Consider the following 24074-nt stretch of genomic DNA (forward strand, 5'->3'; position numbering starts at 1 on the left):
GGGACGCGGCCCGGGCGGGTCAGCGCGAGCCGCGGAACTCCGCGCCCTCCACGATCAGCCCGGCCACCAGCGCCCCGGACATCCCCGCGTGCGCCAGCCCGCCGCCCGGGTGCGACCAGCCGCCGACCAGGTACAGCCCGTCGAGGCCCGTCCGGTTGGGCGCGGGCAGCCACTGCCCGCGCGCCCCGGCGAGCGCCGGCCCCGGGACCTCGCCCACACCCGTCTCCAGGAGGGTGTCGTCCGGGGTGCGCACCTCCTGCCACAGCAGCCGCTCCCGCAGCCCCGGCACCGCCGCCTCCGCCTGCGCCAGCATCCGCTCCGGGTGGTCCGCCAGGGCCTCCCGGACCCGGACCGTCGCCGTGACCGTCACCGACTCGTGTTCCGCGTCCGGGCGCAGCGCCGGGTCGTCGGGCCGCAGCACCGTCACCGTCGGCAGGCCCCCGGCCGCGTGGACGACCGTGCGGTGCGCGGCGCCGGACTCCCGGGCCCCGCGCAGCGCCAGACAGAGCGTCACCCGGCCGGTCGCCACCGGCTGGTGGCGCGGCCACTCGTCCTGCGAGGTCCAGCCGACGATCTGCCCGGTGTAGAGCGCGGGCACGGGCGCGCCCGCGACCACGTGGTCGGCCGGCACGTGCTCGCCGCCCGCCAGCGCCAGGCCGACCGCCCGGCCCCGCTCCTCCAGCACGTCGGTCACCTCGGTGCCGAAGACGAACTCCACCCGCCGCTGCCGGCAGCGCTCGTACACCGCGTCGGCCAGCGCCCGGATGCCGCCGGCCACGTACCAGCTGCCGAAGGTCTGCTCCATGTACGGCAGCACCGCCGCCGAGGCGGGCGCGGTGGCCGGGTCGAAGCCGTAGCTCCAGGCGTACGAGTCGAGGAGCGCGGCGAGCCGGGGGTCGCGCAGTTCGCGCTCGCCGATCCGGGCCAGTGTCGTCGTCGGGCGGCGCAGCAGGCCCGCCTTGGGGGCCGGATAGGCCTCGCGGCCCAGCGCCGAGACGTCCTCGGGCTGCGGCTCCTCCAGAAGCGGGCGCCGGGTGCGGTCCCAGGTCTCGCGGGCCCGCACCAGGAACTCGCCCCAGCGCTCGCCCGCGCCCGCGCCGAGCGCCGCGTCCAGGGCGGCGAGGGTGCCCGCCCGCGAGGCGTTCGGCAGGTCGGCCCGGGTGCCGTCGGCGAACAGGTGCCGGCTCGCCGGGTCCACCTGGGTGAGCGTGACGCACTCCTCCAGCGGCTGCTTGCCGGTCTTGACGAAGAGGTCCCGGTAGACCGCCGGGAGGTGCAGCAGCCCGGGGCCGGTGTCGAAGCCGAAGCCGTCCCGCTCCAGCCGGCGGACCCCGCCGCCGTACGTCGCGCCGCTCTCGTACACCGTCACCCGGTGCCCCGCCACCGCCAGCCGGGCGGCGGCCGCCATCGAGCCGAGCCCCGCCCCGATCACTGCAATGCGTGCCATGCCAGCGACTTTATCCGGCCGCCGGGACGCTCAGAAATGCTCCGAACCGTCCGTCGGCGCCGGTGGCCGCTCCCGGGCGTCCGCCAGCCGTCGCTCCTCCCGGCGCTGCGCGCGGCGCCGCCAGAAGCGGCGGATGGCGTGGGCGAGGAAGACCAGTATCACCAGGCCGAGCACGAGCAGCACGCCCGCGATCACGGCGGCGGCGACCGGGTGGAATATCGCGAAGGTGACGACTCCGGCGACCCCGAGGTCCTCCGCCGTGGAGACCGCGATGTTGGAGAAGGGCTCCGGCGAGGTGTTGATCGCCATCCGGGTGCCGGCCTTGACGAAGTGGCTCAGCAGCGCCGTCGTGCCGCCCACCGCGCCCGCCGCCAGCTCGGGCAGCGAGCCGGACTGCCCGGCGAGCAGGGCGGCGACCACGGCGCCGGCGATCGGCCGGATCACGGTGTGGACGGAGTCCCAGACGGAGTCGACGTACGGGATCTTGTCCGCCACCGCCTCGCACAGGAAGAGCACGCCGGCGGCGATCAGGACGTCGGGCCGTTGCAGCGCCTCGGGCACCTCGTCGGTGATCCCGGCCGCGCCGAACAGGCCGAGCAGCAGGACCACCGCGTACGCGTTGATCCCGCTCGCCCAGCCGCTCGTGAACACCAGGGGGAGTACGGACACGTCCGCGATCGTAGCCAGCTCTGAGTATCCGTACCTAGGAGGCGAGATGAGTAGGTGTGCGGATGGGCTGTGACCTGCGTGGAAGGGAGAGTGGACCGCACGGAAGGGGCGCGGCTCCGGTACCGCCGGCACGGGGCTGCGGAACGGGGCCGCGCACCTGCCGGCACGGGGGTGCACGGGGTCCACGGGGGACACGCGGACCCACGGGGGAAACACGGGGGAGTACGGGGGAGCCGGGGGTCCACGGGGGATACGGGGGTCCGCGGCGCGTACGGAAGAGGCGCCGGTCCGGCGTGGCTCGGGGGGATCGAGCCTCGTCGGACCGGCGCCTCCTTCGTGTCGGGGCCTCCTCGCGGGCTCAGCGCCCGCCGACGCGCCCGTGCAGCAGGCGGGAGAGCGCCGCGTGGACGTCGTCCAGGGAGCGCTCGCGCTGGAAGGCCTGCCAGTCGAGCGCGGCCACCAGGACCATGCCGACCAGCGCCGCCGCCGTCAGCTTCACATCGATCTCGTCGCTCAGCTCACCGGTCTCGACACCTTCGCGCAGCACGCCCTCGACCACGGCCACGGCCTCCTGGCGGACCACCAGGAGGGTGTCGTTCCAGGCCCGGTTGGTGCGCCAGAGCTCGGCCACGTACAGCTGGGTGAAGGCCGGGTAGCGGTCGATGAAGATCAGGCCGGCCCGGATCATCGCGTCCAGCGCGTCTATCCGGCTGCCGCCCCGCCCGGCGGTCTCCTCGGCCGCCGAGCGCAGGGAGGTGGTGAGGAGGGAGACGCCGTGCCGCAGCAGCTCCTCGAAGAGCTCGGTCTTGCTCTTGAAGTTGTAGTAGACCGTGCCCTTGGCCACGCCCGCCCGCTCGGCGATCTCGTCGACGGTCGTCGCCGAGAAACCCTGCTCCGCGATGAGCGTGACGGCCGCCTCGTAGAGCTTGGTGCGTGTGGCCTGACGTCTGGTGCTGCTGCTGTCCATGGGCTCGATTCTCACAGGTTCAGAGCGACAGTTCGGGGTGCAGCCGGTCGAGCGACCACACCTGCTTCTGGCGCGCGGTCAGCGCGGTCAGGGCCAGCGCGCCCACCGTGAAGGCGGTGAGGACGGCGACGGCCTGCCAGACCGGCCCGATGCCGCCGCCCGTGATCAGCCGGCGCAGCGCCTCGACCACGTACGTCATCGGGAGGTAGGGGTGGATGGCGTTGAAGAAGCCCGGACTGGTCTGGACGGGGTAGGTGCCGCCCGCCGAGGTCAGCTGGAGCATCAGCACCGCGAGGACCAGGATGCGGCCCGCCGCGCCGAACTTGGCGTTCAGCCACTGGATGACGGCGGCGAAGCAGCAGGTCACCAGGAGCAGGAAGCCCACGGTCCCGGCGGCCCTGACCATCTCCAGGCCCAGGCCCCAGTGGAGCACCGACATCAGCGCGCCGACCTGGACGACGCCGATCGCGGCGACCGGGAGCCAGCCCGCGAGCGCGATCCGCCAGGCGGAGGCGCCGGCGGCCAGCGCGCGCCGGTTGAGCGGCTGGATGATCATGTACGCGACCATCGCGCCGACCCAGAGGGAGAGCGGGATGAAGTACGGGGCGAATCCGGTGCCGTAGTTGGGCGCCTTGTGCATCGACTGGGCGGCCAGCTTGACCGGGTCCGCCATCACCTCGGTCCGCTTGTCGCGGTCCTGCTTGTCGTAGTCCGGGATCTGCTTCGCGCCGTCGTTGAGCCCGGTGGCGAGCTCGCCCGAGCCGTCGGCCAGCTTGAACAGGCCGCCGTCGAGCTCGCCGGCGCCCTTCTTGAGCTTGCCGACGCCGGTGTCCAGGCTGCCGGCGCCGGTGCGCGCGTCGGTCAGGCCGGCGTGCAGCCGGTCGGCGCCGTCGGCGACCTTGCGGGCGCCCGCGTTCAGCTCGTTGATCTTCTTGATGGCGCCCTCGACGTCCTGGTCCAGGTGCGGGGCGCGCCGGGCCAGCTCGTCGGCGTCCTTCTTGAGCGTCGCGAGCCGGGTGTCCAGGGCCTTCAGGTCGCCCGTCTGGTCCTTGGTCAGCTCGTGGATGTCGTCGGCGATCGTGGCCACGTCGTGCGCGGTGACCGAGGCATCCTTGAGGACCTCGCACTCCTGGGCGTCGGGCGTCGGGGCCGTCTGGCAGCGCTTCTTGTAGAGCGCGGCGAGCTTGTCGTCGGCCAGGTGGGCGGCGCTGCGGGCGGCCGGGGCGCGGCGCACCAGGTCGTCCAGGTTGTGCCGGACGGCGGTCGCCGAGTCGGAGACCAGCTTGGCGGTGTCGCGGATCGACTTGCCGTTGTTGGCGAGGTACGGGCGGACCTGGTCGGCCGTGGCGTTCACCTTGTCGGCCAGCGCCTGGGTGCCGTCGGCGACCTTGCGGGAGCCGTCCTCCAGGTCGGCGGCGCCCTTGTTCAGCTTCTTGATGCCGGTGGCCAGGTCGCCGCTGCCCTTCTTGGCGTCCGTCAGGCCGTCGGCGAGGCTCTTGGAGCCCTCCTTGGCCTTGTCGACGCCGTCCTTGAGGTCGCCGGCGCCCTTGGCGGCCTTGGCGGTGGCCTCGTGGATGTCGGAGAAGGAGATGAAGATCTTGTCCAGGAAGGTGCGCGAGGACTTGGTCGAGGCGGCGGTGCGCACCTCGGCGAAGACCGTGCGGGAGATCTGTCCGACGATGTAGTTGTTGGCGTCGTTGGTGCGCACCTTCAGGGCACCGGTCTCCGGCGAGTTCCCGGAGCTGGAGGCGATCCGCTCGCTGAAGTCCGAGGGCATGGTGAGGGAGAGGTAGTACTTCCCGTCCTCGACACCGGCACGGGCCTCGTCGTCGCTCACCTCGTGCCAGTCGAAGACGGCGCTCTCGCGCAGGTTCTTGGTGAGGTCGTCGCCGACGGCGATCTTCTTGCCGTCGGTGGTGGCGCCGCGGTCCTCGTTGACGAGGGCGACGGGGATCTTGTCGAGCCTGCTGTACGGGTCCCAGAAGGACCACAGGTAGAGCGCGCCGTAGAGCAGCGGCAGCAGCAGGATCGCGACGAGCGCGGCGCGCGGCAGCTTCCCCCTGCCGAACCGCTTCAGCTCAAGCGCGGCGAGTCGCGGCGATCGCATCGGGCTCCCCCTTCTGTGCCTGTGCCTGGGCCTGTGCCTGGGTCTGTGACTTGTGCATCGGGACGGTGCCGTCGGCGGGTGCGGGTGCGGGTGCGGGTGTGGCTGCGGGCGCGGGCGCATCGGCGGCTGCGGCGGATGCGGATGGTGCGGGCGACACCGTGGTCCCGGCCGTGGGTGGCCTCCGCTTGCGGGTCGTGGCCCGGGCGGCGGGCGCGGTGGAGACGCGCAGGGCGCCCTCGGGCGCCTCGCTGCACACCGCGAGGACGGTGGTGCCGGAGTCGGCGATGGACCGCAGCAGCGCCCACGCCTCGGCGCGGTCGCCGTCCGAGAGCTTGAGGTCGGCGTCGTCCAGGCCGATCAGGCGGGGTCGGCCGATGAGGGCGAGGGCGAGCGAGAGGCGCAGGGCCTCCAGCCGCTCCAGGTCCCGTACGGCGGTGCGGTCGCCCTTCGGCAGGGTCTCCGGGTCGAGCCCGGCGGCCTTCAGGGCCTCGTCGATCCGGGCCCGGGCGGCGGCGGCGCGCTCGGAGGGCGGCCGGAACAGCGCCTTGAGCGAGCCGTCGAAGCGGCGCTGGAGCAGGGCCCGCTCGCGCAGGTGCTCGGCGACGGTGAGGGCCGGGTCAAGGTCGCTGACGCCCGGCACCGGGCCGAGCGCGCTGATCCGCCGTACGGCCGCCATCTTGCGGGGCAGCCGGAGCCCGGCGACCTCGACGTGGCCCTCCTTGGCCTTCATGCGGCCGGTGAGGGCGAGCAGCAGGCAGGTGCGGCCGGAGCCGGAGGGCCCCTCGATGGCCACCAGCGAGCCGGGCGCGGCCTCGAAGCCGATGCCGCGGAAGGCCCAGCCGCGTGGGCCCTTCAGCCCGTATCCGTCCGCGACGACGGCGGCGCCGTGCGGCTCGTCCGGTTGCGCGTCCACGATCCCCCCTAGGAATTTTTTTGAACTGACTGGTCAGTTCAAAAAGTACCGCCGCTGTGCCGCTCAGGCAAAACGCCAGGTCAGCCGCGTTGTCAGTGGGGGCGTGCACGATGAACACATACGGCCACAGCGCCGTCACCCGACGACAGGAGGCTCGTCATGGCCGGCCACAACGCCGCCGCCGCACCCCGGCGCCACACCGCGCCGCGCCCCGCCCCCGCCCAGCTCGGACCCGCGTCCGACATCCACCCCGTCCAGCGCCGCGCCTCGGCCCCGCCGGCCGCCCTCGACCTGCTCGCCAAGGCCGAGGCGGGACTCGACGAGGCCGCCGCGCTCGACGTGCCGAACGAGCGCTACGCCACCGCCCACCTCGCCGCCCTGCGCGCCGCCGCCGCCGTGCTCGCCGCCCGCGGCCGGCCCGAGCGCGACCCCCGCAGGCGGGCCCGCATCCGCAGCGCCTGGGAGGTGCTCCCGGAGATAGCGCCCGAGCTCACCGAGTGGAGCGCCCTCTTCGCCTCCGGCGCCGCCCGCCGGGCCAGGGCCGAGGCCGGGATCACCGGCGCCGCGAGCCGCCGCGACGCCGACGACCTCCTGCGGGACGCGGGGATGTTCCTGCGCCTGGTGGAGCGGCTGCTGGTGCTCCAGCCCGTGCTGCCGAGGCAGCCGGGGGCCGGGGAGACCTCGGGATGATCGGGAGTGGAGGTCCGAGGCCATAGGGTGGGAGGCGTTCGTCCCCGTCACCGAGGAGTCAGCAACCGTGTCGGACCCTTCCCCTGTCTTCGGTCGAGAGGCGACCTCGCGCCCGTCGCGCGCCTCCCTGCGTACCGCCGTCGTCTGGGACGTCCTCAAAGACGCCCTCGACCGCCGGGTCAAGGCCACCGGGAACGACTGCCTCGATGTCCTCGACACGGGCGGCGGCTCCGGTAACTTCGCCGTGCCGGCGGCCGGTCTCGGACACCGCGTGACCGTCGTCGACCCCAGCCCGAACGCGCTCTTCGCGCTGGAGCGGCGCGCCGCCGAGGCAGGCGTCGCCGACCGGGTGCGGGGAGTGCAGGGCGACATCCGCGGCCTCTTCGACGTCGTCGACCGGGAGGGCTTCGACGCGGTGCTGTGCCACGGCGTCCTGGAGTACGTGGACGACCCGGCCGAGGGCGTGCGCAACGCGGTGGCCGCGCTGCGCTCCGGCGGTGCGCTGAGCCTGCTCGCCGCCGGACTGGGCGGGGCCGTGCTGGCCCGCGCGCTGGCCGGGCACTTCACCGAGGCCCGGCACGCGCTGACCGACCCGGCGGGCCGCTGGGGCGAGGGTGACCCGGTGCCGCGCCGCTTCACCGCCGAGCAGCTCACCGCGCTCGCCCAGGACGCGGGCCTGGACGTCGGCGCCGTGCACGGCGTGCGGGTCTTCGCTGACCTCGTCCCCGGCGTCCTCGTCGACACCGAGCCCGGTGCCGCCGAGGCGCTGCTCAAGCTGGAGGCCGCCGCCGCGGAGCTGGCGTCCTTCCACGCCATCGCCACCCAGCTGCACGTGCTGGGCGAGAAGCGCGCCTGACACCCGCACGGCGGTGCACCGGGGCGCGGGCCCCGGGCCGCCGCCGCACGCGCTGAGCAGCGACGCAACCGCAGACGGAGTAAGCCACAGGCCGCCCGTTCGAGGACATGTCCCCGTATGATCGGGAGACACGATCCGGCATGACGGGCAGGGGGCTGGGGAATCAACGCCTCAGCATCCGAACCGCATGGCGGCCCGGATTGGCGATTTGGCATTGAGGGCGGGTTTCACGGGGGCGATTCCCTGCCTATCCTGAAAGGGCCGCAAACCGGTCGCCCCCGCGACCGACGACTAGGAGGACTCCGTGCCGCTCTCGGAGCACGAGCAGCGAATGCTCGAGCAGATGGAGCGAGCGCTGTACGCCGAAGATCCCAAGTTCGCGACAGCGCTCGAGGGAAGCGGGCTGCGTACGTACACCCGGCGACGGGTCTACCAGGCAGTCGCCGGCTTCCTGGTGGGTATCGCGCTCCTCATGGCCGGAATGATCGCTCCGCAGATCTGGCCGCTCAGTGTGGTGGGGTTCCTCATCATGCTGGGCTGCGCGGTCCTGGCGGTCACCGGATGGCGCAAGGCGCCCAAGCCGGGCGAACAGCCCCGGCCGGCCGGCGGCGGCGGGCGTCAGGCCCGGCAGCGCCGCTCGATGATGACCCGTATCGAAGAGCGGTGGCAGCGCCGCCGCGACGAACAGCAGGGCGGCGGCCACCACTGACCCGCCCGACCCCCACACTCACCTGAGCCCCGCGCCCGCCCCGGCTGACGCGGGGCTCAGCTGTGTCCGGGGAAGGGAAGGGGAGGGGGGAGCGGGGAGGAGCGGGGAGGGAACGGGTAGGGGGGAGGGCACCGCGCCGCGCCCCGGGGCACTGACGTCGCCCTCAAGGGCCGCGTCTGCTCCCGGGGGGCCTGCGTCTGCCGCCGGGCTCCGCGCCCTGCTCCCGGGGCCTGCGTCTGCCGCCGGGCTCCGCGTCTGCCCCCTTGCGCCTGCGCCTCCCGCCGGGCTCCGCGCCTCCCGCTGGGCTTCGCGCCCTGCTCCCTGGGCCTGCGTCTGCCGCCGGGCTCCGCGTCTGCCGCCGGGGCCCGCGTCTGCCGCTGAGCTCCGCGTCTGCCCCCCGGCGCCTGCGTCTGCCGCCGGGCTCCGGGCCTGCCGCCGGGCTCCGCGTCTGCCGTCGGGGCCTGCGGCTTCCCTCGGCGCCCGCGTGGCGCGGGCTCCCGGAGCGGAGCGGGTCGGAGCAGGTCGGTCAGGCCGGGCCGGGCCGGGCAGCCGACCGGCTGGGGCCGGGGTCCGGGGCCGTCAGGCCGGGTCCCCGGTCGGGCGGCGCTGGAAGAGGGCGCGGGTCCTCGTCGCCGTGGTCGTGCGGAGGGAGTCCCAGCGGGCTCGCGCCGCCCAGGCGACCCTGGACGCCGAGCGCGGGGCCAGCAGCGCGCGCAGCCGGCCCGTGCGGGTCGCCGAGGCGGCGAAGCCGCGCCGGATCAGCAGCGCCTGGTCGGTCAGGCCCGTCACGGGCGCGGGGCGCGGCGCGTACAGCGCCTGCTCCACCGCCCGCGCCACCCGGTGCACCGCGTCCGCGGCCTCCGGCCCCAGCTCGCCCAGCCGGACCAGCCGCGCCGCCGTGCCGCGCGGGGTCAGCGAACCGTCCGGGGCCACCCCGTGGTCCCAGGCCGTGTCCTGGACCTCCGCCCAGACCGCGAGGGCCCGGGCGACCGGGTCGTCCGCCGGGCCCAGTCGGCGCGCCCGCAGCCGGGCCCGCCACAGCCAGGGCAGCAAGGGCAGGACGAGCAGGACCAGCACGCCCAGTCCCAGCAGGGCGAGCTGGAGCGGCGGCGTCCCGGAGCCTCCGGTCGCCGTGCCGCCGGCCGCCTGGTCCGGACCGCACTCACCCAGGCGGCGCAGCTGCGGCGGGCAGCTCTCCGAGGCGCTCGGCACGGCCGAGGGCTCGGCCGACGCGCCCGCCGAGGGCTGCGCGGAGGGGGCCGCCGTCCCGCCCGTGGCCTGCTCGCGGGTGTAGTCCGGCACCGTGCCGCGCGAGGGGGTCGGCTCGAAGCGGGTCCATCCCGCGCCCTCGAAGTACAGCTCGGGCCAGGCGTGCGCGTCCCGGATGCCGACGGACAGGGAGCCGTCCTGCTGCGGGGTGCCCGGCATGAAGCCGACCGCGACCCGGGCGGGGATGCCCAGGGAGCGGGCCATCGCGGCCATCGTGAAGGAGAAGTGGACGCAGAAGCCCTGCTTGTCCTTGAGGAACCGGGAGATCGCCTGGACCCCGGTGCCGGAGTCGACGTCCACGTCGTAGCGGAAGCCGCCGTCCCGGGCGAACCAGTCCTGGAGCCGCACCGCCTGCTCGTAGCCGTCGCGCGCGCCGCGGGTGACCTCCAGGGCCGTCGCCTTCACGTCCGCCGGGAGCGAGGGCGGGACCTTCGTGTACTCCTGGCGCAGCTTCTCCGGCGCGGCCGGGGCCGCCGCGAGCTGTTCGGCGGTGGGCCGGACGTCCAGGCTGGTCACCGAGTAGCGGGCGCCCTTGGTGTTCTGCCCGTTGTCGCCGACGAGCATCCGGCCGGCCGGCTCGAACCGCCAGCTGCCGCCGATGGCGACCTTCGAGGCCGGGTAGGGCATCGGCAGCCACTTCTGCTCGTACGCCGTGGAGGCGACGAAGTTGCTGGTGACCTCGGTGGTGGTGACGTCCTGGGCCAGCCCGTCCGGCCAGGGCAGGAGCTCGGGCACCGCCTCGATCGGGCGTACCGAGGACTTCCACGCGGTCCCGTCGAACTGGTCGAGCGCGACGAGCCGCAGATACATCCCGGAGGCGTCCCGGGCGTTGGTCCGGTAGCGCAGCACCTCCCGGTCGTCCTGCTGGCGCAGGTTGTCCTGGAGGGAGACCAGCGGGTTCACCGCCGAGATCGTGCCGCCCTTGCCGCCCGGGCCATCGCCGTCCCCGCCGCCGAACAGCCCGCCGCCCAGTCCGGGCAGGGCGAACGGCACGACCAGCGCGATGCCCAGGGAGACCACGCCGATCCGCCGTCCGGTGCGCACCGGCGCGGAGGCGGCACCGCCCTCGCCGGCCGCGGGTCCCCGGCCTCCGCGTGGGGCGCCGCCGAAGACCCGGCCCCACTGGGAGAGCCGGTCCCGGCCCTCGGCCAGGAGCAGCAGCAGATAGCCGGCCGCGGCCAGCAGGAAGAAGAGCCAGCCCGCGCCGCCGTCGGAGAGCCCGGCGGCCACCGAATACAGGGCGAGCAGCGGGAGCCCGGCGGGGGCCGCGCTGCGGAAGGTCACCGCGAGGGCGTCCACGAGCAGCCCGACCGAGGCGACGCCGACGACGAGCAGCAGCCGGATGCCGGCCGTGTCGGGGGCCGGGGCCGCGTACGTGCCGACGTCGTCCACGCCCTGCTGGAAGAGCGTGCCGAAGGCGGCGAAGGCGTCCGGTCCGGGCAGCAGTCCGAGGACCGCCTGCTCGCGGGCGAAGACCACGGTCAGCACCAGCAGCGCGACCAGCGTCTGCGCGGCGATCGTCAGCGGCCGGGCCAGCGGCACCCGCCGGGTGGCCGTGCCGACGGAGCTGACCAGTCCCAGCAGGATCGCCGCGGTGAAGATCCAGGTCGCCGGCTTCACCAGCGGCAGCAGCGCGGCGGACGCCAGGAGCGTCGCGCCGAAGGCCGCAAGCGTCAGCCGCCCGCGCCCGCTCATGACCAACCTCCGTACGTGTCGGCCGAGGGGGCCTGGGTCGGGGTGCCGCCGGTCCGCTGCCAGAGCTCGGACAGGCGCGCGCCCGCGGGCACGGCGACGGCCGTCCAGCCGGCCTCCCGGAGCTGCCGCAGCCGCTCCTCGACCGCGCCGGTCACGGCGCCGCCGGTGAGCCAGGTCCCGGAGTCGAGCAGGAAGGCGAGCGCGGTGCCGCCGCGCTGCCGCATCCGCGCGGTCAGCGCCGCCTGCTCCTCGTCGAGGTCGCCGAGGAAGGCGACCAGCAGGCCCTCGTGTCCGCCGCGCAGCACGTCGTGGGCGCGGGAGAGCCCGGCGCCGTCGGAGTGGTCGACGACCGCGAGGGTGTCCAGCATCAGCCCGGCGGCGTCCGCCGTGTTCTGCCCGGAGCCGGCGAAGCCCTCCGCGCCCTCGCCGGGGACGGTGCTGCCGGTGTCGGTGAGCAGCCGCACCCCGTAGCCCCGCTCCAGCATGTGCACGAGGACGGAGGCGGCGCCGGAGACGGCCCACTCGAAGGCGGAGTCGGGTCCGCCGCCCTCGTAGGCGATGCCGCGGGTGTCGAGCAGCACCGTGCAGCGGGCCCGCTGCGGCTGCTCCTCCCGGCGCACCATGAGCTCGCCGTAGCGGGCGGTGGAGCGCCAGTGCACCCGGCGCAGGTCGTCGCCGTGCCGGTAGGCGCGCGGGATGATGTCGTCGTCTCCGGCGAGCGCGAGGGCCCGCTGCTGTCCGTCCCCGTAGCCCGCGGACTCGCCGGCCGGGCGGGCCGCCGGCAGGGCCTCGGTGCGGGGAATGACGGTGAGTGTGTCGTAGGCGCTGAAGGAGCGGGTCAGCTCGCACATGCCGAAGGGGTCGGTGAGCCGGAGCTGGAGGGGGCCGAGGGCGAAGCGTCCGCGCAGGTCGGAGCGGACCCGGTAGGAGACCTCGCGCCGCCCGCCCGCCTCGACCCGGTCGAGTACGAAGCGGGGGCGGGGGCCCAGCATGTAGGGCACGTGGTCCTGGAGCATCAGCAGCCCGGTGGGCAGCCGGGAGACGTTGTCCACGCGCAGGTGGACCCGGGCCTCGGCGCCGGTCTCGACCCGCTGCGGGGCGAGCCGGCGGCTGCCCGCGACCCGGTAGCGGGTGCGGTGCAGCACGACGACGCTGACCAGCGGCAGCACGGCGAGCAGCAGGCCGACCCGGAGCAGGTCGGCCTGGCCCAGCACGTAGGCGCAGACGCCGGCGGCGATCCCGGCGGCCAGGAAGGACCTGCCGCGGGTGGTGAGTCCGGCCAGGGCGGCGCGGAGGCCGCCCCGGGCGTCGTCGCCGTCCCTCTCCCCCGGGGGAACCTGTCCCCGCTGAGCGGCGGCGGTGTCCATCACAGCCGCCGGGCGCCGGGCTGCTGCTGGCCGTAGAGCGGTCCGGCGGGCGCCGCCGGGGGCGCGGCGGCCGGGACGGGCGTGCGCTGCAGGATGTCCTGGACGACCTGCTCGGCGGTGCGCCGGTTGAGCTGGGCCTGCGCGGTGGGCAGCAGGCGGTGGGCGAGGACCGGGGCGGCGAGCGCCTGGAGGTCGTCGGGCAGCACGTACTCCCGGCCGCTGAGGGCGGCGGACGCCTTGGCGGCGCGGAGCAGGTGGAGCGTGGCGCGCGGGGAGGCGCCGAGTCTGAGGTCGGGGTGGGTGCGAGTGGCGGCGACGACGTCCACCGCGTACCGCCGGACGGCCTCGGCGACGTGGACCGCGCGGACGGCGTCGATCAGCTTGATCACGTCATGGGCGTGGGCGACCGGCTGGAGGTCGTCCAGCGGGGAGGCGGAGCCGTGCACGTCGAGCATCTGGAGCTCGGCCTCGGCGCTCGGGTAGCCGATGGAGACCCGGGCCATGAAGCGGTCGCGCTGGGCCTCGGGCAGCGGATAGGTGCCCTCCATCTCGACCGGGTTCTGCGTGGCGACGACCATGAACGGGCTGGGCAGCTCGTAGGTCTGGCCGTCCACCGTGACCTGGCGCTCCTCCATGGACTCCAGGAGGGCGGACTGGGTCTTGGGGGAGGCCCGGTTGATCTCGTCGCCGATCACGATCTGGGCGAAGATCGCGCCCGGCTTGAACTCGAACTCGCGCCGCTGCTGGTCGAAGATCGACACGCCGGTGATGTCCGACGGCAGCAGGTCGGGCGTGAACTGGATGCGGCGGACCGAGCAGTCGATCGACCGCGCCAGCGTCTTGGCGAGCATCGTCTTGCCGACGCCGGGGACGTCCTCGATGAGGAGGTGTCCCTCGGCGAGCAGCACGGTCAGCGCAAGCCGTACGACCTCGGGCTTGCCCTCGATCACACCTTCCACCGACCGGCGCACCCGCTCCGCTGTGGTGGTCAGATCTGTGAGGCTCGCTCGATCGTCATAGGTCGTCACCCGGCCCTCCTCGGCCCTTCCGGCAGCACCGACACCTGCCCCCGGAACGGGGTCCGGGGGGTGTCACCCGTGCATTCTTGTTGCCGTGGCCGGGTCGTGTCACTTGCCCGCCGTCGCCCTGTGGATAACTGCGGGCGAATTGCCGGGGTTTGCGGCCTTGTGTCGTGCGGATCGGGCAGATCCGGCCGACGGGGCCGGGGTGATCAGGCCGGGCTGATCTCCCGCAGCAGACCGGTCGTCACGTCGAAGACGAAGCCGCGCACGTCGTCGGTGTGCAGGAGGAACGGGGAGGTCCGCACCCGCTGCATCGACTGGCGCACGTCCTGGTCCACGTCGCGGAAGGCCTCCACGGCCCAGGCCGGACGCTGGCCGACCTCGTCCTCCAGCTCGTGCCGGAAGTCCTCGGTCAGCGACTCGAGGCCGCAGTTGGTGTGGTGCACCAGCATCACGCTGCGGGTGCCGAGCGCCCGCTGGCTGATGGTCAGGGAGCGGATGACGTCGTCGGTGACGACCCCGCCGGCGTTGCGGATGGTGTGGCAGTCGCCGAGCTCCAGGCCGAGGGCGGCGTGCAGGTCGAGACGGGCGTCCATGCAGGCGACCACGGCCACGTGGAGCACGGGGCGCGCGTCCATCCCGGGGTCGGTGAAGTCGGCGGCGTAACGCTCGTTGGCCCGGACGAGACGGTCGGTGACCGCGCTCTCGGAATGTATGGCGTCGGCGGAGGGGTGCGCAGAGGTCGACATGTCTCCGACGTTAACGGTCACCGACCGCTCCAGCCTGCTGTGAGAGCGGACAAAGAGCGCCATTGAACCTTGTTGTGAGCGAACCCACAGGCCGCGCCGGGCGGGGCCGTCCGGGTGAGCCGCGCCGGGCGGCGCGCGAGTCGGGGCCGGGCGCGCGACGCGCCAGCCGGTTGGTTGACCGGCCCGCCCGGTGGACTAAAGTGACGCGAAGTTCACGGAGACATCGAGCGATTTCCGCCGTTTCTCCCCTGTATGTGCGGCGGTACCTGCGGCTCGGCCTCCTCCCGCTCGCCGGTGGTACCCGTTCCCGCCGGATCTGAGAGGGCGCTTTGAGCAACGACCGACACGTCCCGGTGATGCTCCAGCGGTGCCTGGACATGTTGGCCCCGGCCCTGGAGCGCCCCGGCGCGGTCGTCGTCGACTGCACGCTGGGCCTCGGCGGCCACAGCGAGGCGCTGCTGCGGGACTTCCCGGAGGCCCGGCTCATCGCCCTCGACCGGGACAAGGAGGCGCTGCGCCTCTCCGGCGAGCGGCTCGCCCCCTACGGCGACCGGGCCACCCTCGTCCACGCCGTCTACGACGAGCTCCCCGAGGTCCTGGAGCGGCTCGGCGTCCCGCGCGTCGACGGCGTCCTCTTCGACCTCGGCGTCTCCTCCATGCAGCTCGACGAGGCCGACCGGGGCTTCGCCTACGCGCAGGACGCCCCGCTCGACATGCGCATGGACCAGACGACCGGCATGAGCGCCGCCGAGGTCCTCAACACCTACCCGCCCGGCGAGCTGGTCCGCATCCTGCGCGCGTACGGCGAGGAGAAGCAGGCCAAGCGGATCGTCTCCGCGGTCGTGCGCGAGCGCGAGAAGGAGCCCTTCAGCAACAGCGCCCGTCTGGTCGAGCTGATCCGCGACTCCCTCCCGCAGGCCGCCAAGCGCACCGGCGGCAACCCGGCCAAGCGCACCTTCCAGGCCCTGCGCATCGAGGTCAACGGAGAGCTCTCGGTCCTGGAGCGGGCCGTCCCGGCGGCCGTGAAGGCCCTCGCCGTCGGCGGCCGGATCGCCGTCCTCTCGTACCACTCCCTGGAGGACCGGCTGGTCAAGCAGGTGTTCGCGGCCGGCGCCGCCAACACCGCGCCGCCCGGCCTCCCGGTCGTCCCCGAGCGCTACCAGCCCCGCCTCAAGCTGCTCACCCGAGGCGCCGAGCTCCCCACCGAGGAGGAGGTCGCCGAGAACCGCCGCGCGGCCCCGGCCCGGCTGCGCGGGGCCGAGCGGATCCGGGAGGACGAGCCTTCGTGAGGCGGGGGCACCGGCCGGCGGCGGACCAGGAGGCGCGATGACGCGACAGGGCCCCCTCAAAGGGCGGGCCGCACGGCTCGGGAGGCTGATGCCCTCCGGGCCGAGCAGTGCGGCCCGCACCCCCTTCGTCCTGCTCGTGGTGGTGCTGCTCGGCGGCGGCCTGATCAGCCTGCTGCTGCTCAACTCCGCCGTCAACCAGGGCTCCTTCGAGCTCAGCGAGCTCAAGAAGAAGACCACCGAGCTCACCGACGAGGAGCAGGCCCTCCAGCGGGACGTGGACGACAGCTCCGCCCCCGACGCCCTGGAACGGCGCGCCCGGGAGCTCGGCATGGTCCCCGGCGGCAGCCCGGTCTTCCTGGAGCCCGGCGGCAAGGTCCGCGGCGTGCCCTCCGAGGCCGCCTCGCCGAAGCCCACGCCGCCGCCCGCCCCGCCCGCCACCACCGGACCGGCCACCACCCCGCCCGCCCCGCCGGCCGCCGACCCGGCGGCGGCCTCCTCGGGGACCCCCGCCGGCGCGTCCCCCAGGCCCGGCGACACGCCGAAGCCGCCCTCGGCCGGAACACCCGCGCCGCCCGCCGCTCGCACCCCCGACACGCCGAAGACGACCGCCCCCACGACCTCCGGCAGGTGAACCCGTGCCCCCCAAGGAGCCCCCGCGCCGCCGCGTCCCCGGCCCCGCCCGGCCCGCGCGCCCCCGCGAGCCCGCCGCCGGCCGCCCCGCGCCCCGGCCCGCGCAGGCCCGGCGCCCGGCCCCCAGACCCCCGGCGGGCGGGCGCACCATCCGGCTCGGCAGCGCCCGGCCGCGGCTGCGCCTGGTCTCCCTCGGCCTGACCCTGGTCATGCTGGTCTTCGTGGTGCGGCTGCTCCAGGTCCAGGCGGTGGACGCCAGCGCCTACGCGGCCAAGGCCGAGAAGCACCGCTACCAGGAGTACACGCTCTCCGCCGACCGGGGCGAGATCACCGACCGGTCCGGCGTCGCGCTGGCCGCGAGCGTCGACGCGTACGACATCACCGCCGACCCCAAGCTCTTCACCTTCGAGGACGCGAAGACCAAGGATGCGCCCGAGCAGGCCGCCGCGCTCCTCGCCCCGATCCTCGGCAAGGAGCCCGCCGACCTCGCGAAGAAGCTCCGCACCCCGAAGTCCCGCTACACCCTGCTGGCCCGCAAGCAGACCCCGCAGGTCTGGAACCAGATCAAGGACCTGAAGAAGGTCTACGAGCGCAAGGCCAAGCCCGAGAACGGCGGCAACGGGATCAGCCTGCTCGGCGGCATCCTGAGCGAGCCCGTCACCAAGCGCGTCTACCCGAACGGCGAGCTGGCCGCCGGGATACTGGGCTACGTGAACGCCGAGGGCCGCGGCGCCGGCGGCGTGGAGTCCATGCTGGACAAGGACCTCGCGGGCAAGGACGGCAAGATCAGGTTCGCCCAGTCCGGCGGGCGCCGGGTGCCCACCGCGGGCTCCCAGGGCACCCCCGCCGTGCCCGGCTCCGACATCGAGCTGACCATCGACCGGGACATCCAGTGGGCCGCCCAGCAGGCCATCACCGACCAGGTCAGGAAGTCCAAGGCCGACCGAGGCTACGTCGTCGTCCAGGACACCCGCACCGGCGAGGTCCTCGCCATGGCCAACGCCCCCGGCTTCGACCCCAACGACCTCTCCCAGGCCAACGCCACCGCCATGGGCAACGCCGCCCTCCAGGACGCCTACGAGCCCGGCTCCACCAGCAAGGTGATGTCCATGGCCGCCGTCCTGGAGGAGGGCGCCGCCACCCCCGCCACCCGGGTCACCGTCCCCAACCGGCTGCACCGCGGCGACCGCCTCTTCAGCGACGACATCGACCACGTCACCTGGTACCTGACCCTCAACGGCGTCCTCGCCCGGTCCAGCAACATCGGCACCATCCTCGCCACCGGTCAGCTCGGCAAGACCCAGCCCGAGGCCAACCGGGTGCTCTACGACTACCTGCGCAAGTTCGGCGTCGGCAGCCCGACCGGCCTGGACTTCCCCGGCGAGACCCCCGGCATCCTCGCCAAGCCGCAGGACTGGTCCACCTCGCAGCAGTACACGATCCCCTTCGGCCAGGGACTCTCGCTCAGCGCCATGCAGGCCACCTCCGTCTACCAGACCATCGCCAACGGAGGCGTACGGATCGAGCCCACCCTGGTCCGCGGCACCAAGGGCCCCGACGGCCGCTTCACGCCCGCGGCGGCGCCCAAGGAGAACCGGGTGGTCAGCGAGAAGACCGCCAAGACCCTCGCCCAGATGCTGGAGTCCGTCGTCGACGACGAGGACGGCACGGGCAACAAGGCGGCCATCCCCGGCTACCGGGTCGCAGGCAAGACCGGTACCGCCAACCGCGTGGACCCCGAACTCGGCGTCTACAAGGGCTACACCGCCTCCTTCGCCGGCTTCGCCCCCGCCGACGAGCCCCGGATCGCCGTCTACTGCGCCATCCAGAACCCCACCAAGGGCAGCTACTTCGGCGGCCAGATCTGCGGACCCATCTACAAGAAGGTCATGGAGTTCGCCCTCAAGACCCTCCACGTCGCGCCCACCGGCACCGACCCCGCCCGCCTGCCCACCACCTTCAAGCCCACCCCGTGACACGCCGGGAGCACCAGTGACCACCATCACCCCCCGTTCCGGGAACCGGAAATCGAACTCCGGCGACGCCGCGGCCTCATTTAGCCCCCCGGCCGGTACGCCCGGTACGCTCACCGCCGTGCCACACGCTGATCAGTACCGAACCACCCCGCCCCGTCCGGAGCGGCTCCGCCCGACACCCCTGGGCGAGCTCGCCGCACGGCTCGGCACCGGGACCGCCGAAGGGACCGCCGTCACCGGCGCCACGGAGGTCACGGGCATCACGCACGACTCGCGGGCGGTGCGCCCGGGTGACGTCTACGCGGCCCTGCCCGGCGCCCGGATGCACGGCGCCGACTTCGTCGCCCAGGCCGCCGGGCTCGGCGCCGCCGCGATCCTGACCGACCCGGCCGGCGCCGAGCGCGCCGCCGCGACCGGCCTGCCGGTCCTGGTCACCGAGGACCCGCGCGGCCGGATGGGCGAGCTCGCCGCCGAGATCTACGGGCGGCCCGGCGCGGACCTGCTCCAGATCGGCATCACCGGCACCTCCGGCAAGACCACCACCGCCTACCTCGTCGAGGGCGGGCTGCGCGGCGCGGGCCGCGCCACCGGCCTGGTCGGCACGGTCGAGATGCGCATCGGCGACGAGCGCATCAAGTCCGAGCGCACCACCCCCGAGGCCACCGACCTCCAGGCCCTCTTCGCGGTCATGCGCGAGCGCGGCGTCGAGGCGGTCGCCATGGAGGTCTCCAGCCACGCCCTCGTGCTCGGCCGGGTCGACGGCTGCGTCTTCGACGTCGCCGTCTTCAACAACCTGAGCCCGGAGCACATGGAGTTCCACTCCGACATGGAGGACTACTTCCAGGCCAAGGCGCGCCTGTTCACCCCCGAGCGCAGCAAACGCGGCGTGGTGAACCTGGACGACGAGTACGGCCGCCGGCTCGCCAAGGAGTCCGGCGTCCCCGTCGTCACCTTCTCCGCCGCCGGCGACCCGGACGCCGACTGGCGCGCCGTGGACGTGGCGACCGGACCCGCCGACTCCGCCTTCACCGTCCTCGGCCCCGACGGACAGCGGGTTTCGGCCACCGCGCCGCTGCCCGGCCCGTTCAACGTCGCCAACACCCTCGCCGCGATCGTCACCCTCGCCGCCGCCGGGATCGACCCCCAGACCGCCGCCGACGGCGTCGCCGCCGTCCCCGGCGTCCCCGGGCGCCTGGAGCGGGTCGACGCCGGCCAGCCGTATCTCGCGGTCGTCGACTACGCGCACAAGACGGACGCCGTCGAGTCGGTCCTGCGCTCGCTGCGCGAGGTCACCCGCGGCCGGCTGCACGTCGTCATCGGCTGCGGCGGCGACCGCGACACCACCAAGCGCGGCCCGATGGGCGCCGCGGCGGCCCGGCTCGCCGACACCGCCGTGCTCACCTCCGACAACCCCCGCTCCGAGGACCCGCTCGCCATCCTCACCGCGATGCTCACCGGCGCCGCCGGGGTCCCCGCCGCCGAGCGCGGCGAGGTCCTCGTGGACGCCGACCGGGCCGCCGCCATCGCGGCGGCCGTGGCCCGGGCCGAGCCCGGCGACACGGTGCTGGTCGCGGGCAAGGGCCACGAGCAGGGCCAGGAGGCCGGCGGTGTGGTCCGCCCCTTCGACGACCGCCGGGTCCTGCGCGCGGCGGTGCTGGACCGGCTCGCCCGGCAGCAGGCACGGCACGCGCAAGACGCACAGCACGCGCAGGACGCACAGCAGGCACAGGACGCACACCGTCACGAGAACAGTCAGGGATGAAGCAGTGATCGCCCTCTCCCTCGCCGAGATCGCCGAAATCGTCGGCGGGCAGCCGCACGACATACCGGATAAGACCGCGCAGGTCACCGGGCCCGTCGTCATCGACTCCCGCGAGGTGGGGCCCGGCAGCCTCTTCGCCGCCTTCGCCGGGGAGCACGTCGACGGCCACACCTACGCGGAGCGCGCCGTCCAGGCGGGCGCGGCGGCGGTGCTCGCCGCCCGCCCCGTCGGCGTGCCCGCGATCGTGGTCGACGACGTGCAGGCCGCGCTCGGCGCGCTGGCCCGCGCGGTCGTCGAACGCCTCGGCGCCGATGTCGTCGCGCTCACCGGCTCGGCCGGCAAGACCTCCACCAAGGACCTGATCGCCCAGGTCCTGGAGCGCCACGCGCCGACCGTGTGGACGCCCGGCTCCCTCAACAACGAGATCGGCCTGCCGCTGACCGCGCTGAAGGCCGACGCCGCCACCCGGCACCTCGTGCTGGAGATGGGAGCGCGCGGAATCGGCCACATCCGCTACCTCACGGGCCTCACCCCGCCGCGGATCGGCCTGGTCCTCAACGTCGGCACCGCGCACATCGGCGAGTTCGGCGGCCGCGAGCAGATCGCCCAGGCCAAGGGCGAGCTGGTCGAGTCGCTGCCCGCCGAGGCGGACGGCGGCGTCGCCGTCCTCAACGCCGACGACCCGCTCGTACGGGCCATGGCGAGCCGCACCGCGGCGCGCGTCGTGCTCTTCGGCGAGGCCGAGGACGCGTCCGTGCGCGCCGAGGACGTCCGCCTCACAGCGGGCGGACAGCCCTCCTTCAGGCTTCACACACCCACCGGGTGCAGCGACGTGACCTTGCGCCTGTACGGTGAGCACCACGTGTCGAACGCGCTCGCCGCGGCAGCCGTCGCCCATGAGGTCGGCATGTCCGTCGAGGAGATCGCCACCGCGCTCTCCGGGGCAGGCAACCTGTCCCGCTGGCGCATGGAGGTCACCGAGCGTCCGGACGGCGTGACGATCGTCAACGACGCCTACAACGCGAACCCCGAGTCCATGCGAGCCGCACTGCGCGCGCTCGCGGCCATGGGCAGGCCCGCACAGGCCCAGGGGTCCCGCACGTGGGCGGTGCTCGGCAAGATGGCCGAGCTCGGAGACGAGTCGCTCGCCGAGCACGACGCGGTCGGGCGGCTCGCCGTCCGGCTCAACGTCAGCAAGCTCGTGGCGGTCGGGGACAGGGAAGCGTCCTGGCTGCAACTGGGCGCCTATAACGAGGGTTCGTGGGGTGAGGAGTCGGTGCACGTGTCCGACGCGCAGGCGGCGGTCGACCTGTTGCGCAGTGAGCTGCGACCGGGGGACATCGTCCTGGTGAAGGCGTCCAGGTCGGTGGGGCTGGAGCGGGTCGCCCTGGCACTGCTCGACACGGCCGAGGGCGAGGTCTCCGGCCGATGAGGCAGATCCTCTTCGCGGGGGCCATCGGCCTCTTCCTGACCCTGATCGGCACCCCGCTGCTCATCAAGCTGCTGGCCCGCAAGGGATACGGGCAGTTCATCCGCGACGACGGCCCGCGCGGCCACGCCGGGAAGAAGGGCACGCCCACCATGGGCGGCATCTCCTTCATCCTGGCGACGCTCATCGCGTACGCCCTGACCAAGGTCATCACCGGTGAGGACCCGACGTACTCGGGCGTCCTGGTGCTGTTCCTGATGGCCGGAATGGGCCTGGTCGGCTTCCTCGACGACTACATCAAGATCGTCAAGCAGCGTTCGCTGGGCCTGCGGGCCAAGGCGAAGATGGCCGGCCAGCTCATCGTCGGCATCGCCTTCGCCGTGCTCTCGCTGCAGTTCGCGGACCTGCGCGGCAACACCCCGGCCTCCGAGAGGCTCTCCTTCATCGCCGACTTCGGCTGGTCCATCGGCCCGGTGCTGTTCGTGGTCTGGGCGCTCTTCATGATCCTGGCCATGTCCAACGGCGTGAACCTGACGGACGGTCTGGACGGCCTGGCCACCGGCGCGTCGGTGATGGTCTTCGGCGCGTACACCTTCATCGGGCTCTGGCAGTTCCAGGAGTCCTGCGCCAACGCGATGACGCTGACCAACCCGAACGCCTGCTTCGAGGTCCGCGACCCGCTCGACCTCGCGGTCGTCGCCGCGGCCCTGATGGGCGCCTGCTTCGGCTTCCTGTGGTGGAACACCTCGCCCGCCAAGATCTTCATGGGCGACACCGGCTCGCTGGCCCTCGGCGGCGCGCTGGCCGGTCTCGCCATCTGCTCCCGTACGGAGCTGCTGCTGGCCATCCTCGGCGGCCTGTTCGTGATGATCACGATGTCCGTGGTCATCCAGGTCGGCTCGTTCAAGATGACCGGCAAGCGCGTCTTCCGGATGGCACCCCTCCAGCACCACTTCGAACTCAAGGGGTGGTCGGAGGTCCTGGTCGTCGTCCGCTTCTGGATCATCCAGGGCATGTGCGTGATCGTGGGCCTGGGCCTCTTCTACGCGGGATGGGCAGCCGAGAAGTGAGCGAGCTGGACTGGCAGGGCAAGAAGGTCACCGTCGCCGGGCTCGGCGTGAGCGGCATCCCCGCCGCCCGTGCCCTGCACGCCCGGGGCGCGGTCGTCACGGTCGTCAACGACGGCGACGACGAGCGCTCCCGGGCGCAGGCCGCGGAGCTGGAGGCGGCGGGCGTCACCGTCCGCCTCGGCGACGGGGCGACCCTGCCGCCCGGCACCGAACTGATCGTCACCGCCCCCGGCTGGGGGCCCGACAAGCCCCTCTTCCTGGCCGCCGCCGAGGCCGGCGTGGAGATCTGGGGCGACGTCGAGCTGGCCTGGCGGCTCCGCGGCCCCGACGCGGCCCCCTGGCTCGCGGTCACCGGCACCAACGGCAAGACCACGACCGTACGGATGCTCGCCTCCATCCTGGCGGCGGCCGGCCTGCGGACCGCCGCCGTCGGCAACATCGGCGTCTCGCTGCTCGACGCCGTCCTCGGCGACGAGGAGTACGACGTGCTCGCCGTGGAGCTCTCCAGCTACCAGCTGCACTGGGCGCCCTCGCTGCGCGCCCACTCGGCCGCCGTGCTCAACCTGGCGCCCGACCACCTCGACTGGCACGGCTCCATGGAGGCGTACGCCGCCGACAAGGGCCGGATCTACGAGGGCAACCGGGTCGCCTGCGTCTACAACGTGGCCGACAAGGCGACCGAGGACCTGGTCGTGGCCGCCGAGGTCGAGGAGGGCTGCCGGGCCATCGGCTTCACCCTCGGCACCCCCGGCCCCTCCCAGCTCGGCGTCGTCGAGGACATCCTGGTCGACCGGGCCTTCGTCGAGAACCGGCAGAAGAACGCGCAGGAGCTCGCGGAGGTCGCCGACGTCCAGCCGCCGGCCCCGCACAACATCGCCAACGCGCTCGCCGCCGCCGCCCTCGCCCGCGCCTTCGGCGTGGAGCCCAAGGCCGTACGGGACGGGCTGCGGGCCTTCCGGCCGGACCCGCACCGCATCGAACTGGTCGAGGAGGTCGAGGGCGTCGTCTACGTCGACGACTCCAAGGCGACCAACACCCACGCCGCCGAGGCCTCGTTGGCCGCCTACGACCCGATCGTGTGGATCGCCGGCGGCCTCGCCAAGGGCGCCGAGTTCGACGAGCTGGTGACCAACGCGGCGCAGCGGCTGCGCGGGGTGGTGCTGATCGGCCGGGACCGGGAGCTGATCCGCGAAGCGCTGGCCCGACACGCCCCCGAGGTCCCGGTGGTGGACCTCGACCGGACCGACACTGGGGCGATGTCCGCGGCGGTCCGGGAGGCGGCCTCGCTCGCCCGGCCGGGGGACACGGTCCTGCTGGCCCCGGCCTGCGCCTCGATGGACATGTTCACCAACTACAACAAGCGGGGCGAGGCCTTCGCGGACGCGGTCCGCGCCCTCGCCGCGACCGGGCGCGCCTGACCTGACCAGCAAGGAGGTCCGGCCGAGCCGGGCACGACTG

19 protein-coding genes are annotated in these 24074 nt (G+C 74.0%); 10 read left to right on the forward strand and 9 right to left on the reverse strand.

The features are described from left to right. Window positions 1–19: 19 nt before the first annotated feature. The 5 genes from ACZ6J5_RS13215 to ACZ6J5_RS13235 all read right to left on the reverse strand — a co-directional run bounded on the left by ACZ6J5_RS13215 (window position 20) and on the right by ACZ6J5_RS13235 (window position 6103). Window positions 20–1447, reverse strand: coding sequence for a phytoene desaturase family protein (locus ACZ6J5_RS13215; protein ID WP_469390799.1), 1428 nt, complete (start codon window positions 1445–1447; stop codon window positions 20–22). A gap of 30 nt (window positions 1448–1477) precedes the next feature. Beyond that, a complete protein-coding gene (locus ACZ6J5_RS13220; protein ID WP_469390801.1) occupies window positions 1478–2116 on the reverse strand; it encodes a DUF4126 domain-containing protein in 639 nt (212 codons plus the stop codon). Window positions 2117–2474: 358 nt separating this feature from the next. Further along, the gene (locus tag ACZ6J5_RS13225; protein WP_469390803.1) at window positions 2475–3083 is read right to left on the reverse strand and encodes a TetR/AcrR family transcriptional regulator; all 609 of its coding nucleotides are present in this window, start codon (window positions 3081–3083) and stop codon (window positions 2475–2477) included. Window positions 3084–3102: 19 nt separating this feature from the next. Next, window positions 3103–5190: a YhgE/Pip family protein gene (locus tag ACZ6J5_RS13230; protein ID WP_469390805.1), complete on the reverse strand. Its 2088-nt coding sequence runs from the start codon at window positions 5188–5190 to the stop codon at window positions 3103–3105. Continuing rightward, window positions 5162–6103, reverse strand: a complete 942-nt coding sequence (locus tag ACZ6J5_RS13235; RefSeq protein WP_469390807.1) for an ATP-binding cassette domain-containing protein — start codon at window positions 6101–6103, stop codon at window positions 5162–5164. The genes ACZ6J5_RS13230 and ACZ6J5_RS13235 overlap by 29 nt, the downstream gene beginning before the upstream one ends. 159 nt (window positions 6104–6262) lie before the next feature. On the opposite strand from ACZ6J5_RS13235, the gene ACZ6J5_RS13240 reads away from it, so the two are divergent. The 3 genes from ACZ6J5_RS13240 (at window position 6263) to ACZ6J5_RS13250 (ending at window position 8358) form a co-directional block, all read left to right on the forward strand. Further along, a complete protein-coding gene (locus ACZ6J5_RS13240; protein WP_469390809.1) occupies window positions 6263–6793 on the forward strand; it encodes an SAV_6107 family HEPN domain-containing protein in 531 nt (176 codons plus the stop codon). Between the two features lie 67 nt (window positions 6794–6860). After that, window positions 6861–7649 carry a methyltransferase gene (locus tag ACZ6J5_RS13245; protein ID WP_469390811.1) on the forward strand — a complete coding sequence of 263 codons (789 nt, stop codon included), beginning with the start codon at window positions 6861–6863 and terminating at the stop codon, window positions 7647–7649. 304 nt (window positions 7650–7953) lie between these two features. Then, window positions 7954–8358: a DUF3040 domain-containing protein gene (locus tag ACZ6J5_RS13250; protein WP_469390813.1), complete on the forward strand. Its 405-nt coding sequence runs from the start codon at window positions 7954–7956 to the stop codon at window positions 8356–8358. A 579-nt stretch (window positions 8359–8937) separates the two neighbouring features. Here the strand turns inward: ACZ6J5_RS13250 and ACZ6J5_RS13255 are convergent. From ACZ6J5_RS13255 to ACZ6J5_RS13270, 4 genes are all read right to left on the reverse strand, one after another. Then, complete coding sequence (locus ACZ6J5_RS13255) at window positions 8938–11322, reverse strand: transglutaminase TgpA family protein (protein WP_469390815.1); 2385 nt, start codon at window positions 11320–11322, stop codon at window positions 8938–8940. Then, window positions 11319–12689 carry a DUF58 domain-containing protein gene (locus ACZ6J5_RS13260; protein ID WP_469390816.1) on the reverse strand — a complete coding sequence of 457 codons (1371 nt, stop codon included), beginning with the start codon at window positions 12687–12689 and terminating at the stop codon, window positions 11319–11321. Before ACZ6J5_RS13260 ends, ACZ6J5_RS13255 begins: the two co-directional genes overlap by 4 nt. Continuing rightward, window positions 12689–13717, reverse strand: a complete 1029-nt coding sequence (locus ACZ6J5_RS13265) for an AAA family ATPase (RefSeq protein WP_469390818.1) — start codon at window positions 13715–13717, stop codon at window positions 12689–12691. The genes ACZ6J5_RS13260 and ACZ6J5_RS13265 overlap by 1 nt, the downstream gene beginning before the upstream one ends. Window positions 13718–13920: 203 nt before the next feature. Further along, the gene (locus ACZ6J5_RS13270) at window positions 13921–14460 is read right to left on the reverse strand and encodes a beta-class carbonic anhydrase (protein ID WP_469390820.1); all 540 of its coding nucleotides are present in this window, start codon (window positions 14458–14460) and stop codon (window positions 13921–13923) included. Between the two features lie 329 nt (window positions 14461–14789). Between ACZ6J5_RS13270 and rsmH the strand changes: the two genes are divergently transcribed. The 7 genes from rsmH (at window position 14790) to murD (ending at window position 24034) form a co-directional block, all read left to right on the forward strand. Next, window positions 14790–15749, forward strand: coding sequence for a 16S rRNA (cytosine(1402)-N(4))-methyltransferase RsmH (rsmH, locus tag ACZ6J5_RS13275; RefSeq protein WP_469390822.1), 960 nt, complete (start codon window positions 14790–14792; stop codon window positions 15747–15749). Window positions 15750–15837: 88 nt separating this feature from the next. Then, window positions 15838–16380, forward strand: a complete 543-nt coding sequence (ftsL, locus tag ACZ6J5_RS13280; RefSeq protein WP_469390824.1) for a cell division protein FtsL — start codon at window positions 15838–15840, stop codon at window positions 16378–16380. 4 nt (window positions 16381–16384) lie between these two features. Further along, window positions 16385–18355: a peptidoglycan D,D-transpeptidase FtsI family protein gene (locus tag ACZ6J5_RS13285; RefSeq protein ID WP_469390826.1), complete on the forward strand. Its 1971-nt coding sequence runs from the start codon at window positions 16385–16387 to the stop codon at window positions 18353–18355. Between the two features lie 16 nt (window positions 18356–18371). Next, window positions 18372–20117, forward strand: coding sequence for a UDP-N-acetylmuramoyl-L-alanyl-D-glutamate--2,6-diaminopimelate ligase (locus ACZ6J5_RS13290; RefSeq protein WP_469390828.1), 1746 nt, complete (start codon window positions 18372–18374; stop codon window positions 20115–20117). 4 nt (window positions 20118–20121) lie between these two features. After that, window positions 20122–21549 carry a UDP-N-acetylmuramoyl-tripeptide--D-alanyl-D-alanine ligase gene (locus ACZ6J5_RS13295; protein WP_469390830.1) on the forward strand — a complete coding sequence of 476 codons (1428 nt, stop codon included), beginning with the start codon at window positions 20122–20124 and terminating at the stop codon, window positions 21547–21549. Beyond that, entirely contained in the window at window positions 21546–22616 is a 1071-nt protein-coding gene (gene mraY, locus ACZ6J5_RS13300; protein ID WP_469390832.1) for a phospho-N-acetylmuramoyl-pentapeptide-transferase, read from the forward strand. The genes ACZ6J5_RS13295 and mraY overlap by 4 nt, the downstream gene beginning before the upstream one ends. Further along, the gene (murD, locus tag ACZ6J5_RS13305) at window positions 22613–24034 is read left to right on the forward strand and encodes a UDP-N-acetylmuramoyl-L-alanine--D-glutamate ligase (protein ID WP_469391358.1); all 1422 of its coding nucleotides are present in this window, start codon (window positions 22613–22615) and stop codon (window positions 24032–24034) included. The genes mraY and murD overlap by 4 nt, the downstream gene beginning before the upstream one ends. Window positions 24035–24074 lie beyond the last annotated feature (40 nt).

The sequence above is a fragment of the Streptomyces sp. NPDC042100 genome (genome assembly GCF_055582325.1).

Coding starts and splice junctions, on each gene's coding strand:
- ACZ6J5_RS13215 (WP_469390799.1), bottom strand. CDS start 1,447: ATGGCACGCATTGCAGTGATCGGGGCGGGGCTCGGCTCGATGGCGGCC.
- ACZ6J5_RS13225 (WP_469390803.1), bottom strand. CDS start 3,083: ATGGACAGCAGCAGCACCAGACGTCAGGCCACACGCACCAAGCTCTAC.
- ACZ6J5_RS13230 (WP_469390805.1), bottom strand. CDS start 5,190: ATGCGATCGCCGCGACTCGCCGCGCTTGAGCTGAAGCGGTTCGGCAGG.
- ACZ6J5_RS13240 (WP_469390809.1), top strand. CDS start 6,263: ATGGCCGGCCACAACGCCGCCGCCGCACCCCGGCGCCACACCGCGCCG.
- ACZ6J5_RS13255 (WP_469390815.1), bottom strand. CDS start 11,322: ATGAGCGGGCGCGGGCGGCTGACGCTTGCGGCCTTCGGCGCGACGCTC.
- ACZ6J5_RS13260 (WP_469390816.1), bottom strand. CDS start 12,689: ATGGACACCGCCGCCGCTCAGCGGGGACAGGTTCCCCCGGGGGAGAGG.
- ACZ6J5_RS13270 (WP_469390820.1), bottom strand. CDS start 14,460: ATGTCGACCTCTGCGCACCCCTCCGCCGACGCCATACATTCCGAGAGC.
- ftsL (WP_469390824.1), top strand. CDS start 15,838: ATGCCCTCCGGGCCGAGCAGTGCGGCCCGCACCCCCTTCGTCCTGCTC.
- mraY (WP_469390832.1), top strand. CDS start 21,546: ATGAGGCAGATCCTCTTCGCGGGGGCCATCGGCCTCTTCCTGACCCTG.